General features: G+C 42.8%; 10 protein-coding genes. 1 reads left to right on the top strand and 9 read right to left on the bottom strand.

The features are described from left to right. Positions 1-364: 364 nt before the first annotated feature. The 5 genes from DN752_RS22865 to DN752_RS22845 form a co-directional block, all read right to left on the bottom strand. The gene (locus DN752_RS22865) at positions 365-934 is read right to left on the bottom strand and encodes a carboxymuconolactone decarboxylase family protein (RefSeq protein WP_112786125.1); all 570 of its coding nucleotides are present in this window, start codon (positions 932-934) and stop codon (positions 365-367) included. A 69-nt stretch (positions 935-1,003) separates the two neighbouring features. Continuing rightward, entirely contained in the window at positions 1,004-1,567 is a 564-nt protein-coding gene (locus DN752_RS22860) for a TetR/AcrR family transcriptional regulator (RefSeq protein ID WP_112786124.1), read from the bottom strand. Positions 1,568-1,683: 116 nt separating this feature from the next. Then, positions 1,684-3,189: a sulfatase-like hydrolase/transferase gene (locus tag DN752_RS22855; RefSeq protein WP_112786123.1), complete on the bottom strand. Its 1,506-nt coding sequence runs from the start codon at positions 3,187-3,189 to the stop codon at positions 1,684-1,686. 48 nt (positions 3,190-3,237) lie between these two features. Then, positions 3,238-4,938, bottom strand: coding sequence for a GMC oxidoreductase (locus DN752_RS22850; protein ID WP_112786678.1), 1,701 nt, complete (start codon positions 4,936-4,938; stop codon positions 3,238-3,240). Positions 4,939-4,948: 10 nt separating this feature from the next. Then, positions 4,949-5,500 (bottom strand): gluconate 2-dehydrogenase subunit 3 family protein, encoded by a 552-nt coding sequence (locus DN752_RS22845; protein WP_112786122.1) that lies wholly within the window; start codon positions 5,498-5,500, stop codon positions 4,949-4,951. Between the two features lie 290 nt (positions 5,501-5,790). On the opposite strand from DN752_RS22845, the gene DN752_RS22840 reads away from it, so the two are divergent. Further along, positions 5,791-7,215: an alkaline phosphatase D family protein gene (locus DN752_RS22840; protein WP_211324081.1), complete on the top strand. Its 1,425-nt coding sequence runs from the start codon at positions 5,791-5,793 to the stop codon at positions 7,213-7,215. Between the two features lie 135 nt (positions 7,216-7,350). On the opposite strand, the gene DN752_RS22835 is transcribed toward DN752_RS22840, so the two are convergent. The 4 genes from DN752_RS22835 to DN752_RS22820 form a co-directional block, all read right to left on the bottom strand. Continuing rightward, on the bottom strand, positions 7,351-9,258 hold the full coding sequence (locus tag DN752_RS22835) for an FAD-dependent oxidoreductase (RefSeq protein WP_112786121.1): 1,908 nt from the start codon (positions 9,256-9,258) through the stop codon (positions 7,351-7,353). Next, entirely contained in the window at positions 9,255-10,307 is a 1,053-nt protein-coding gene (locus DN752_RS22830) for a hypothetical protein (RefSeq protein WP_162633329.1), read from the bottom strand. The genes DN752_RS22835 and DN752_RS22830 overlap by 4 nt, the downstream gene beginning before the upstream one ends. A gap of 72 nt (positions 10,308-10,379) precedes the next feature. After that, positions 10,380-12,068 carry a RagB/SusD family nutrient uptake outer membrane protein gene (locus DN752_RS22825; RefSeq protein ID WP_112786119.1) on the bottom strand — a complete coding sequence of 563 codons (1,689 nt, stop codon included), beginning with the start codon at positions 12,066-12,068 and terminating at the stop codon, positions 10,380-10,382. Positions 12,069-12,078: 10 nt separating this feature from the next. Then, positions 12,079-15,447 carry a SusC/RagA family TonB-linked outer membrane protein gene (locus DN752_RS22820; RefSeq protein WP_245949374.1) on the bottom strand — a complete coding sequence of 1,123 codons (3,369 nt, stop codon included), beginning with the start codon at positions 15,445-15,447 and terminating at the stop codon, positions 12,079-12,081. Between the last annotated feature and the right edge of the window lie 17 nt (positions 15,448-15,464).

Raw genomic sequence — 15,464 nt, 5'->3', positions numbered from 1 at the left:
CTCCAAACTAGCTGATTTTATTGCACTTTCAGTCCTCACTACGATTCCTAATGCATAAACCGGGTAGAAAACTTGTTGTTAAACCCGGAATATGCATTAGCCTATCTGTTGCGACTTGAAACTGCTTCAAAATCAGCCGTTTCACTTTAGTTTTCGGCATTACCGTAGCGGGGCTACGCTAATGCCTCCAAACTAACTGATTTTCTTGCAATTTCAGCTCTCACTACGATTCCTAACGCATAATCCGGGTTAAAAGCCATATAGAAACAACATTGAGGGGAAAGCCCCCCAATGTTATAGTCCAATGTTTATACAGGATGATGCAGGCCATAACATAAACATATCGGCCAATGCATCTCCGGGTTTATTTCTTTTCCCAACGGAATTTCTCAAAAGACTTGTCCAATGGTGTCTCAGCAATGTGATTGGTGTAGTTACTGATGACTTTTTGGGAAAGTCCCAAAATAATTTCCATCAGGTTTTTCTCATCGTATCCCGCATCATAAAATGCAGTAAGCTGCTCATCAGACAGTACCCCTCTGTCTTCGACCATGGCCAGCGTAGTCTCATGAAGAACCTGCAATTTTTCGTCTGGCAATTTAGTACCGTTACGCAATGCTTCGATGATTTCCTCATCCACATTCATCGCATGGGCTATCCCTGTATGGGCCGGCACACAATAGTGACATTCATGCGCTACATTAATGGTCTGCCATACCACGGTCAGCTCTGTTTGGTCAAAGCTAGTTTCCGTAAATAGCTGATGCAAGGTCTGGTAGGCTTCCAAAAGCTGCGGTGAACCTGCCAATACGCCATGAAGATTAGGTACATATCCGTAAGCGTCATTGGATTTCTTTAGTAGTGATTTGCTTTCTTCCGGTGCAGAATCTAAGGTATGAATAGTCAAACCTGCTTTTTTTTCTGTAGTGCTCATAATAAAATTGGTTTTATTGATTTGAAATTTATTTCTAAACGATTAGTTAGTTATAGGGTAAAAAAAGGCCTAGACCTTTTTAAATGTTTGTTCGATATAGCTATGGAGCTGTGATTGTGAAAACGCTTTGGAAGCCGAAGCAAGACCAAACATGGCCACCATCAAGTAATCTGCTTGTTCTTCTACTGATGCTTCGTCTATATCTCCCTTCTTTGCCAAAGCTTCAGCAAATGTACTTTTGACGTCATCCATAAAACCCACAAGTACTTCTTTGACCACAGGTTCTACACGATCTCCAAGCTCCATTGCTGTATTGGTTATTAGACAACCTCTCCAGTTATTATCTTCTTTGGAAAATTCCAGAAAGTCATAGAAATATTGCTTAATACCCAGCAGTCCTTTATCAGACGCTTTAAGGTTAGCTAAGATTCTGTTCAGCTGCTGTTTATAGCATTTTAAACTTTCCAAAAAGACACCGTTTTTGTTGCCAAAACTAGCATAGATCGAGAATTTATTTATTCCCATCTGACTTTCTAGTTCTTGCATCGAAGTAGTTTCGTATCCTTTTTTCCAAAAGAGGGTCATCGCCTTTTCAATGACCTCCTCTTCAACATATTTTTTATTCCGTGCCATTTGCCTTTACTAACGCAGATAACTAACTGTTTGTTTAGATATAAGCTATTTTTTTTCAAAAAATTTTTCCCAATGCATTGATAAACACAACAAATACACCAACAAACAACTGACTATTAATTACTTATATCCAAATAGATTTTTTCGGTTTTTTGGCGTAATTTTTTCAGTATTGCAGAATGTCGTGGATCATCTACCAAATTATGTTGCTCCAGAGGGTCATTTTCCAGATCATATAATTCCTCAACTTTAGGGGTATGTTCGTAATAAACAAAATATTTAAACCGATCTGTTCTTATTCCGTGGCTTCGGTAGGACATATTGGCATTTATCAATTTTTCATTGGCTTCATCCAGATCGTCTTTTCCCCGTGCATTGAACATATCCACTAAAAATAAATCTTCCATAAAGACCGCATCCCGCCAGTTGGACAGGTCTTGGGTTTGATTTAGGATTCCACTAAAATCTTTTCCTTGCATTTTTTGAGGGATTTTCACTCCTGCTAGAGACAGTATGGTGGGAGCCATATCCACAGAAGACACCAATGCATCTGTCCTGAAGCCGCGTTTTTCCTTTGCTACCCTTCCATCGTAAACGATTAAAGGTGCTTTGGCTGACTCTTCATATAGCAGGCATTTATCATATAGACCATGTGCGCCCTGAAAGCGGCCATTATCACTGGTATAAATAATGATGGTGTTGTCCAGGATTCCTTTCTCCTCCAATTTTGACATCAATAACCCCACCTGCTCATCGACTGTATACCCTTGCGTAGCAAATCTCCTGACGAGTTTTTGGTACAAGGCTGGTGTGGAAGACCTTTGACGGTGCAAGGGAACACCACGGGCATTTTCCTTTACCACAGCAGGAAGCTCTTCATTGTCTCCCTCCACCCAATTATCCGGCACGGAAAACTCATGCTCTTTAAACTGCTCATAATGTGGCCAAAATACATCCCTGTTTTGATCATGTTTTACAGCATAAAAGCTCACCGAGAGACAGAAAGGCTGGCTCGCTGGTTGGGTGTCCAGAAACCGTAACATGGCCTCCCCTGTTCTCAAGGTCCTTCCTGAATTTTGCCGTCCTTCTTTAAAAATTTCTTTGAGTCCTGGGTCATTTTCCGGCCACATGACGATGCCATTCCTATCGTGTGTCTCGCTACCTGCAAAAAAATCAAAGACCTCGCCCATGTGCTCCTTATAATTATGCACTTTCTGGGTACTTGGTCTGATGGCCTCTTTTGTAACTGTAAATCCGACTTTGCCAATAAACCCAGTACGGTAGTCAGACTCTTTTAAGAGTGCTGGATAACCTTTATGAAAATCCGCTTGGGACAAGGTATAGTTTGTGGGAGCCACAAATCCCACTTGGTGGCTGGAATTGTAACGTCCTGTCAGCATCGTGACCCTGCTTGGCATACAAATAGCCACCGCATAATAGGCCTTATCAAAGGTGACTCCAGCCCTGGACAGGGCATCGATATTAGGGGTGTTGAATTCAGGCCTGCCGTAACAGCCCATATTGTCCCAGCGTTGGTCATCTGTCATCAGAAATATGATATTCGGCCTTTTCTCTTCGGCCAATAGGTCTGACGACTTACCCACTACCACTAACAACGTCATGGATACCTGAATCCAACATATAAGCAACTTACACTGTAGCATAGACCACTAACTCTTTCCTTTCTTCCATTCCTTCACAGCATGATCACATGCCCGTGCGGTAAAAGCCATATAGGTAAGGGATGGGTTTTGACAGGCAGAACTTGCCATAAAAGAGCCATCTGTAATGTACACGTTTGGCACCTCGTGCATTTGGTTATACTTATTGACGACGGAGGTTTTAGGGTCTTTACCCATCCTGGCGGTTCCCATTTCATGGATACAGTGACCGGGAGGAAGGGCTCCGTCAAATGAAGCTATGTTGATTGCTCCTGATGCTTCCAGTATTTCTTCTGCACTTTCGCGCATATCTTGGCGCATCTTCTGTTCGTTTTCTTTGAATTCGCAATCTATATCTAGCGTAGGAAGCCCATTAGCATCTAGTTTGTCGTGATTTAAACTGGCCTTATTTTCATAATGTGGCAGTTGCTCGCCAAATCCCTGGAGACTAAAACTCCAATTTTCTGAAGGCACCATTTTGGATAACTTAAAGTCGGCTCCTATTCCAGCCGCACCACCAGTCCCTCGTCCTCTGTTGCCGCCTCCTTGATAGCCAAATCCCCGCAGGTAATCCCGCTGGGAAGCACTATCACCTAAATTCCTGAAACGCGGGACATAGATCCCATTGGGGCGCTTGCCAAAGGAGTATTTGTCTTGAAACCCATCAAACTGCCCTCTGGCTCCTACCCCATAGTGATGGTCCATCAGGTTATGCCCCACTTGTTCGCTGCTATTGCCAAGGCCATTGGGAAAGGCCTCAGAAACAGAATTCAGCAATATCCAAGAAGTACCCAAGGTAGAAGCATTGAGAAAGATCACATCAGCATAATATTCCTGATATTCTTTCGTCTCATCATCCATGATCCGTACTCCCGTCGCTTTTCCTTTTTCTTTGTCATACAAGACCTCTGTCACAATAGAATACGGTCGCAGCGTCAGGTTTCCGGTCATCATCGCGGCTGGTAAGGTTGCCGAGTTACTGCTGAAATACCCTCCAAATGGACAACCTCTGTAGCATAAATCCCTAAACTGGCACGGCCCTCTTCCATCGAGGGGCACAGTGGTATTGGCCACCCTGCCGATAATCATGGTACGGTCATCAAATCGCTCTTTTATTCGCTGGGCAACGTGCTTCTCCACGCAGTTCATGTCCATCGCTGGAACAAAACAGCTATCCGGAAGCTGAGGTAAATTGGCTTTTTGGCCGCTTATCCCCACGAACTTTTCCACATAGTCATACCATGGCTCGATCTCTTTGTAGCGAACAGGCCAGTCCACCCCGTGGCCATCCTTGGCATTGGCTTCAAAATCCAGGTCACTCCACCGGTAGCACTGCCGACCCCACATAATACTCCTACCTCCCATGTGATAGCCTCGAATCCAGTTATAAGGTTTTACTTGGTTATATGGGTTTTCCAGATCATTTACCCAAAAATGCGCTGTCGCTTCATTAAACGCATAAATTTTACTCTGAATAGGATGCTTTTCCTTGTTTTCGTTGGTTTTTCTTCCATGGTGTTCCATTTCCCAAGGATTGAGGTTGGTGGTAGGGTAATCCTTGATATGTTCCACATTTCTGCCTCTCTCGAGCACCAGTGTTTTCAACCCTTTTTCACTTAGTTCCTTAGCAGCCCAACCGCCGCTGATTCCCGATCCCACGACGATGGCATCGTAAGTGTTTTCTTTTTTTGCTTTTGTATTTAGGTTCATTGTTTCTTGGTTATGCTTGGGCCTTATCTCCTTCATGGTAGTCGATACACCCGTCAAATCTTCCTGGAATCATATGATAGTCCAAGGCTTTGGTCAATCCGATTTCTGAACTGAAATAGCCAAAAACGGTCAATTCTTTGATCAGTTTATATCCCTTTGCACTGAATGAAGGGGTGTTTTTGGTCTCACCGTATACTTCAGCATCTATTTTCCCTATCAGCTGTTCACGTTCACTTCTGGTAAGGTCCATCATCTGTTCCTTATCCCGCACATAGGAGATAAAGGAGAGTACTTCTTCCTGATCTGCTTGGGAGTAACAGTCGTTAAGCATCTTAACGATGATGTTCCCTACTTCGCAGGCACCCGCACCAGGTACCCCTTCGGTATCCGGAAGGATTATATCTCCTGTTTCGGTAAGTAGCCGGATGGATTCCTCCCCGAAACCTACCGTTTCATTGTCTTTGACTGGTTGACAACCTTGCTCCAACACTGCCAGCGTAGACATGGTCATCGCTCCGCCAAATATCGCCAAGACATTCTTTATCGCACTTCTTCTTTCCATTCTTAATTATCGTATAAGTATATCCGCTGCTAATTGTTTCAATTTTAACAATTTTAAATATAAGAAGTAAAAGGTTTTTATAAACGTATAAATTTAAATAATTTTCCTGTAGCAAAGATTTGATCACCATTTGTCAAAAAACACTCAGGTACCATACAGCCAGAAATGACAGAGAGGAGGCTTTGACGGCTATCCTCGGATAAAAAGCCAAAACTTCACTCGATAAAATGGTTTACACTCCTATTATTGGTTGTTCACTAATTCTCAATCATCATTATTCTATACCCACCATGCAGCAATTTAACCTTTTGGTCACTGCCATAATTCTTCTCTTGGGCGTCTCTACTTCTCTCGCCCAATCTTCGGAAAAGGTCTATTTTACGACGGGCTTTAAGGTAGGTGAAGTCACGGATTCTTCAGCAGTGCTCATCACGAGGCTATGCCAAAACAAACGCTCCCTCTCCGTAAACCATCGCCAAGAGGACAAACCTTTCAGGCCACCAATTGATTTTGATGATAAAATGTCCGTCTCACAAATGGAAGGAGCCGTCCACGGTACCATGGGGCAAGTGCAGATCACACTTACTTCCACTGACACCACCATCCATTCTAACTGGAAATATGTTTCTGCTCTCAATGACTTCACACTTAAGCGCAAGTTTACCAAGCTAAAGCCAGACACCAAGTATAAAATAACCATCCAAGGGCGGAAACATCCTGATAGCCCACTTACTGAAATTAGTGGACAATTTGCCACCGCCCCCTCTGCAAATGAGCCCATCCCTGTTTTATTCACTTCATCCACCTGCCAATATTTCTGGTCCTATGATGATAAGGAGAGAGGCTTTAAGATCTATGACAGCATGGGCAAATTAAATCCTCTTTTTCACTGTCAAACCGGTGACTACGTCTATTATGATAAGCCTGGGCCATTGGCGAAAAATGTTGAATTGGCTAGGCACAAGTGGCATGCGATGAATTCATGGCCATCATTAAAAGACTTTTATCAGCAAGTGCCCGTATACCAACAAAAGGATGACCACGACCTTCTGAAGGATGATGCCACTCCTTTTTCCACCCCTTATGGCAATCTGTCCTTTAGTGATGGTCTAGCGCTATGGCAAGAACAAGTCCCCATTTTTGACAAGCCCTACAGGACCATGAGATGGGGAAAGGATTTACAGATCTGGTTAGTGGAAGTCAGGGAATACAGAAGTGACAACAAGACTAGGGACAGCCCCGAAAAAACTATTTGGGGACAGGAACAGATAAATTGGTTCAAAAAAACCGTTGAAGCTTCTGATGCAACCTTTAAGATTTTGGTCTCGCCCACTCCCATTGTTGGCCCTGACCGTACCAAAGGAAAGTTTGACAACCACTCCAATGCCTCCTTTTCCTCCGAAGGCAGTTGGCTTCGAAAATACCTGTCAGATCATAAAGTAGTCGTTATTAATGGCGATCGCCATTGGCAATATGCCTCAGTAGACCCGGATACAGGCCTCAGGGAATTCAGCCAAGGGCCAGTCAGTGATTTCCATGCCCAAGGCTGGGAACCAGGTGACAAAAGGCCAGAACACGATTTTCTGAGGGTAAACGGAGGGTTTCTGGCCGTCTCGGTCTTTCGTCAACAAAACACCCCGACAATCGAATTCATCCATTACGATGTCGACGGCAACCAAGTCCATAAAACAAGCTTAACTAAAGATGGCTATTGAAATCTGTAAGTGGATAGAGATGGGTGGCTTTGAAATCGGAACCAGTGCCATTTAGATAAAAATGGTGCAGGTATTGACCTGCACCATAAAACAAACCACTAACAATCATAAAACAGGAATTGTAAAATCCCACTATTAAGCGTAACAGCGGATTTCGAATATCCTCGCGATATCGTCTCCATGAGTTTTCAACACAGTGATTTTTATTGAATCCACGCTATTACCTGGTAATTCATGAGAGACTTTTCTATAGTAATTATTTCCGTGTATTTCTGAAAACACCTTTATCCCTGCCAAATAGCCTTCCACCTTATAATCGGAAATAGTTTCTGGTTGAGGACCACGAACCTGACCTTCCATTACCACTTTTTGGCCAGAAATCCTTAAATATCGATGCAGACCTGTATCAAATGTAAATTCGAGTGTAGAAACTCTAACAGGGCTATTCCACGTTAAGGAAATCCAAGGAGAAATGCCCTCCATATTTCCTTGCCATTGATGGCTCGCATCATTATTTATTTTTCTGTTGACTCCATCGATAATGTTTTTAGCCAGACCATCATTCAGTTCACTGGAAGCGGAAATGCTGGCCTTTTTTGCCATGTCCTTGCGGTCGAGGTTGGTCATTTGCAACATCGCCTGATCCTGCCTTAATAGTGTTTGCTGTAATTGCCCTAAAAGATCATTGTTTTTAATAAAGTCCTTAGCGGTTATATTTTTCTTCACTGATATCGCCATCGCAGTACCAATAGCTTGTCCTAAAGTGGCACAAGTAGCCATTACCCTTGTAGAAGATAATGCCACATGGGATACACTTATATTTCTACCTGCCATCCATAGGTTTTTAATATTTTTACTGTACAATACCCTCAAGGGGATATTATATGGCTCCTTAATATGTACCGCTCTGTTTGGTTTAATGGATGTGTCGTCCATTCCTTCTGCCGGATGGTCATCTAGTGGCCAGCCTCCATAGGCGACGCGGTCAGGAAATGCCTTGGAGTTTTGAACATCGTTTTGGGTCATCACATAATCACCTAAAATCCTTCTACTTTCGCGCTTGCCTGGCACCATTCCCACCCAAGTCAATGCCCAGTTACTTGCTTCTGGGTAGTTACCTGAATTTTTTATATAGTCCCAAACACCAAATAAAACGGCCAACAATTCATGCCTTAATTCCCTACCGTCATTTATGATATCATACTCTCCAGCCAGCTCTAGCCACCAATAGCCATATTCTAAGGAATGGATGTACCTATACTCAAAATCCTTATAGGTGTATTTCCTTGCCCAGGACGGAGGGGTGTACGGCATCGGTTTATCAAATTCATCTGCCATGAACAAGAGGCTGTTTCCCATGCCTACCTTATCTCCTACTTCTTGCCCTAGCGACTCCCCAAAAGTAGACTTCGCCTCTCTTCCCCGCATATAATCTGCCCCCACCAATGCGGCCAACGTCCCGTCTCCGGTGCAGTCTGCAAACTGCTTCCCGTGGATGGTAAAAATCTCCTCAGTCTGTGAACTAAAGGTTTTAATACGCTTGATTTCTTTACCGTCAGCATCCGCCTCAAAAAGAAGGGTATCCAATAACAAGGTAATGTTTGGTTCTCCTACTACCTTATTGTACAAGACAAAATCCCATAAAGGGTAAGCAGTCTGAGGGTTACTGACAGCATCATCCAGCATGATTTCTTCAAGAATGCCTGTCTCCCTCCAAAAAGTCTCCAGCATACTACTTCCACTTACGTGCATCCTTATTTCACTACTTGCATTGCCTCCCAGTCGTGATCTATCATGGACCAATGCTACTTTGGCGCCATTTCTAGCTCCTGAAATTGCCGCACAGATTCCCGACATACCTCCTCCAATCACCACCAAATCCACTTCTAACGTGGCCTTCTTATAAATTGACAGACTATCTGCTTCCGCTGCTTTTTGTTGCCATTGCTCTCCAGAAATAAAACTGCCTTCTGGACTAAACAAGAAAGCACCTGAGCTCATTCCCAGGGTTTTTAAGAAATTTCTTCTTTTATTATCCTTCATTGATTGTCAATATTTATAGTTAATTCTTCTATTAATCGATATTCCTCTAGGCCCCATTCATCCTTTATCCCTAGGAGGTATTCTTCTAATTGCTTCCTCCCCGAATGCCCGAGTTCATTCTTATGGATAATCAAAACACGGTATACATCATACTTACCTATGTCATCCCCACCTTTCAATGCCAAAATCAATTCAAGCAATCCATCTTGGCTCATACTTACTTCCCTCATGCGGGCATATATAGCGTTTTTCACAGGATTACTGAACGCGGAAAAATCTGAAATCAACTGGGCGATATGATTTTTTTGTGTCCAAAAATCAGCCCCCAAACGGTCTATTGCCCTTATGGCCATATACTCATCTTCTGTATATACCATTTCTAAGACTTCCTTTTCCATGGCTTTGGAGAGTGGGTGACGTTGACCCAAAAAGTAGCGCCCATAATCTCTGTTTTGGGACTGTAGCATTTCCAACGCCAAGGATTCATTCATTATCCCGATGGTATGGTCCCTCAACTTATCCTTAACACTTCCATTAACGACATTCCAGAGGGCAAAACAGGTATACACTGCTCCGCTTACCACTTCAGTATCAAAAGTTTTGCTGGTCGCCCCTGTCATTCCGTCTACCTCGTTGGAATATACCAGACGCGATGTATCTACTAGGTCTTCCATATTGTAATCCTGAAGAATAGATGCTTGGTTCCTAAGGATGCTTTTTAGCTTGACATGGTCGTCGGAGTCAAAGGGTTTATGATCAAATTTTGTCAAAGGATCATGACCGAATTCCTTATAATCAAGGAAACCTCCCAACAAATCCCATTTTACCGTTAAGTCCATCGGGTTGCACAATTCATCCAAGCAAATGGGCATGTGAAACTCTGCCCAATAATATTGCGGAACCCCAGCGACGGATCTCTCCATATATACAGTGGTCACATACCCGTTGTAAAATTCATATTCAAAGATTTCCTCTGAATTATTTTGCCCCAAAATGCCCGATAGTGGATACATGGCCAACAAGGCCATAAAGTATATAGAGTAAGTCATAAGAAATGGTAAAATGGCTTCTGACTGAACCAATCACCAGTCAGAAACCAATCAACTTTTCACGTTATTTGATCAGTAGCCGGGATTTTGGCTAAGGTTGCTATTTATCAGTATCTCTTTTGTGGGAATAGGCCATAGATACTGCCTACTAGCGTCAAATTGCCTATTGGTAAGCTGCTTGATCAATCCCTTCTGGGCCATAGATGAAAAATCCGGGACGCCATTTTGATCAATCTGGGGAACTTCAGGAAAAAACCATAAATCTTTATTGACTATTTCCTCTCTTAATTGCTCCAGATCTAGCATTCCGTAGTCCGGATTGTTCAAAGCATCCTCTGCTATTTTCCACCTGATCAAGTCCATATACCTAAGTCCTTCAAAGGCAAACTCCATCCTTCTCTCCATTCTCAAGATGCTTCTCAGTTCATCTTGCGACCTGGTTTTGATGGCAGGATATGCTGAGACATTACTTGGAGCGACCTTATAAGCGCGCGCCCTGACCTGGTTCATCACATCTATTACAGTATCATCGATTTCATTCAGCTCTATGGCTGCTTCTGCATACATCAATAAGACATCAGCATACCTGATCACTATAACACTGTTTTCTGCACTGAAATCATCAACCCAAGTCTGGTCGATACCTTTCTTCCATACCAGTCCATTGAAGGAAGCATAAAACTGATTGCCTTTAGTGTCGTTGTTTATTTGGTAGGTTCCTGTATTAAAATTATAGACGGAAAGGGAGTCAGGGTGAGGCTGGTACATTACACCCAAAAACTCACTTTGAAACGGTACAATCGTATAGTTACACCTGGGATCTCTATTTTTAAAGGGTTCTTTTGGGTCAAATAAAGGTGATTGATCCACTGGAAGTCCGTCCGTACACAAATAAGAAGCAAGCAAATCCCATGAAGGATCATAAGTAGCGTAGCCTCCGCTATTACGGGGCAAGTACCCTCTTGCGCTCAAGTCAGAATTTAAAGCGGTAGAGCGTGGGATGGAAAAAATAATCTCTGATGCATCTCGGTTTTCAGGCAGAAATAATTCACCATAATCCGGGTATAGGTCGTATACTTCTAGCTCCATGCAATGTTGGGCAGCCTCTTTTGCGATTTGGAAATCACCATTATACAAGGCGGCTCTGGCCTTGAATGCCAATGCAGCCCCTTTTGTTCCTCTTTTGATTTCATTGTTTGAATAGGAAACCGGAAGATGATCAATGGCGTAATCAAAATCTTCATAGACCGTTTTCATCACTTCATCCTTATCTGTCCGAGTTAAGGAATAGGCTTCATCCAAGGGGATATTATCATGGTAAAAAACAACATCACCATAATGGGAAACCAGTTTAGCATATTGATATGCACGGGCAAATCGGGCCTCCGCTTTATACTGATCCAACACTTCTTGGGAAAGCCCAATATCAGAATTTTCCAAGTTATGAATGATGGTATTCGCTCTTGTGATGGCGGTATAACTATTCGCCCATAGGCCTTCTACAGTTCCCCACTCACCATTTACCGTTGCCGAGGTAATCGCGGTTAAGTTTTCACGATAGGTCCAGTCATCAGTCCAATCTACTTGGTCATTGCCCCAAAATCCTGCTCCATAAAGATTATTTATGGACATATTGATCTCCACTTCATTATTGTACCAATTGTCCGTCGATCCCTCCGACAAAGGTGCCAGGTCCAAATCATTGCACGCAGAAAGACCTATAAACAAACCTATCGAAATTATATATATAAAATTCTTCATTTCTATTCGTTTAAAATTTAACATTCAAACCCAATAATATTTGTGTGGTGATGGGGTAACCGGTAGCCGACACCTCTGGATCCCAACCACTTGGGTAATTACTTATTGTCCAAAAATCCGACGCACTGACATAGGTACTCAGCCCTGCTAAACCTATTTTTGATGTGAATGTCTCTGGAACAGTGTATTTTAATGTGATGTTTTTAATTCTAAAATATGCCCCGTCAAACAACCAATAATCAGACATTGTCCGATTCGAACTTCCATTGATGCTGGTTAGTCTAGGATATCTTACCTGCTGGTTCTCAGCATCCGTATTATATTGGCTCCAAGAATCTCCATCCAGAATCGCAGGGATATTTCCCCAATTATACGTTAAGGGCGTGACCATTACAGGATCGATACGGGAGTTTTGTTTTCCTACACCTTGTAATGCCAAATTCAGCGAAAAACGCTTATAGCTAGCAGAAATCGTCCCTCCATAGCTATATCGGGGAAGTGAGCCTCCCAAAAGAACCCGATCATATTCTGGTGAAATATTTCCGTCAGGCTCGCCATTGGGGCCACTAATATCTATATACTTTACATCTCCGGGCTGGACGCTGGAATTGATGGTGGCGCTATTATCCACCTCTTCTTGGGACTGGAACAAACCATCCGTCAAATACCCGTACCACTCATTGTACTCACTTCCTTCCTTTATGATCTGACTACCCAAAAACTGAGTACCCTTTAGGTCTCCCATGGTAGACCTTACATCAGAAACATTAAAAGACACACTATACTGGAATTCGCCGATCCTATCCCTCCAAGATGCCTGAAACTCCCAACCTTTACTGTTCATGGAGCCTGCATTTTGGTCTGGATTTGAGTAGCCCAGGTAATCTGGAATCTCCAAGGCCAGAAGCATGTCCTTGGTAGCTTTATAAAAATAGTCTGCTGTAACTTGTAATTTATCATCCAGAAAATTCATATCAACTCCGATATCATATGATTCGGTGCTCTCCCATGTGATATCACGTATCGCATAAGCTGACTGTGCAGCAGAGGGCTCCGACACCACTTCACTCCCTTTCAAAAACAGGGTGTTTCCAAAACCTATACTCGCTTGATAGGGGTAATTCCCGATCCGCTCATTACCCAGTTTACCATAGGACGCCCTCAGTTTCAAAAAAGAAATCACGGTGTGATCCTGCAAAAAGGACTCATTAGATATCACCCAGCCTGTGGAAATAGAGGGGAAGTTGCCCCATCTATAGTCATTGTGAAACCGGGATGAACCATCTCTCCTTAAGTTGGCCTGAACGTAATATTTACTTTTATAATTATACATCACCCTTCCAAAAAAAGACCGGTAAGCACTTTCATAAGCTCCACCTGTATTGTTTCTATACTCTAGCGGGCCTTGGTCCAGATAGGGAAAAGAAGTAAGTTGGTATTGGTCCCGAGAAGCTGTCATGTACTCATCAATGGTGTAATAGTTCTCAAAACCAGCCAAAAAATCAAACGAATGGTCATCGATGGAGGTATTATAATTGGCCAGTAACTGTCCAGTATACCTCTCTCCTTCGTCTCTCGACTCCAATAAGTAGGTCGTTTCTGTGCCTTCTATATACCCCTCAAATAATTGGGGATCATCAGCCGAATAATAAGGAACTTGTTTTCGGAAATATTTCCCCTTGTCATACCTGAGGTTTGGCGAAAAAATCCCGCTTAATTTCAGGCCTTCGATAGGTTCATAATCCAACGCTACCCTACCTCCCAATGCAGTATATTTGTTCTCGTTAAATCCACCATATTTCATCTGGGCGTACACATTAGTGCCTGATTTTCCACTTGCGATCCTACCATCATCCCAAAGCGCCGCATACACTGGAGCAGAAATCATCATTAAGGAAATCGGATCCACCGTAGGCTGGTTAGAGCTCGACATTTTATAGTTAAGATCAATTTTTGCACTCAACTTGTCATTTATCGAGATAGTGTTATTTATCCTTGCTGTTACCCTGTCATAATCTCTTCCATCGTATAATGCCCCTATCTTGTCATAGCCAAAAGAAGCATTGGTCTGTATATTCTTAGAGCCCCCTCTTATATTTAGGGAGTGGCTTTGCCTTGGCGCATTATTGTTCATGATCAGGCCCACCCAATCTGTATTTGGGTACACGTTGGGGTTTTCAAGGTGCAATTGATCATAATTCGCTATAACTTCCCTTGGATAAACAGAAAACTCATTGTCATTTCCATTATCGTTCCAACGGAGCTCATTGGTCATTTCCATGTACCTCTTGGCGCCTACGTATTCGGGCATAGACGTTGCTTTTTCCATGCCATAATTGAAATCATACGTCATGCTGAATGTACCTGCCTCAGCCCGCTTAGTCGTAATGAGTATGACACCTGCAGCCGCCCTCGAACCATATATCGAAGCCGATGCGGCATCTTTAAGGACGGACATACTTTCTATATCATTTGGATTGATATCGTTAATATTATCAATAGGCACTCCATCGACAATGATCAAAGGATTACTGTCACTTATCGTGGTGATGCCCCTGATCTTGATATTGGCCGTGCTTCCTGGTGCATTGTTACTTCTTGTCACCGTAACCCCGGGAACAGCTCCTTGCAATGCCTGGGATACCTGCACCGTCTTTCTCGCCGCTATGTCTTCTCCATCGACAGCTGCTACCGAACCTGTTAGATCCACCTTCTTTTGAGTACCATAGCCCACTACTACTATTTCATCCAACTGCTTTAAGTCCTCTTTGAGCACTATTTTCAAAAAACGTTGATTACCTACCTCTATCTCTTGAGACACAAATCCTACAAAGGAAATTTTCAATGTACTGCCTTCTGGAACTTCCAATGAAAACTTACCGTCAATATCTGCTGCAGTCCCCACACTGCCTCCTTTTACTAAAACAGTGGCTCCGGGAATAGGCTCTCCCTCTTCATTCACTATCTCTCCATCAACTTTAATTTCCTCTTCAACTACCTGGACAGGTCGAGGCATGGACACTTTTTTAATATCTATATCATGGTTGACCTGTCTAAAAGACAAAGGAACCTGCTGGGCAATCTGTTGTAAGAACCCCTCAATAGTATCATTTTTCCTTCGAAAAGTAATTTGTTGCCTTTTGTCCACATCACTCCTGTCATAGGCAAATCGAAAGGGTGTCCGGGATTCTACCTCCCCTAAAAAATCTCCTAGCGTAGAGACGTGTTCGGTAAGGGTAATGCTGATGTCATCTATGCTCTTGAATTGGGCATTTACTTCTGAAGCAAGTACCAAATTCAGGAACATCATCTGTATCACCAAGCCATAAATAAAGAGTCTGGACAACATATAAATTGTCTTTTGTAGTATTAATTTCATAATTTTATGGTGTTAGA

The sequence above is a fragment of the Echinicola strongylocentroti genome, from assembly GCF_003260975.1.
GTDB classification, from domain to species: Bacteria; Bacteroidota; Bacteroidia; order Cytophagales; family Cyclobacteriaceae; genus Echinicola; species Echinicola strongylocentroti.
This window is presented reverse-complemented; position numbering and strand designations above follow the sequence as displayed.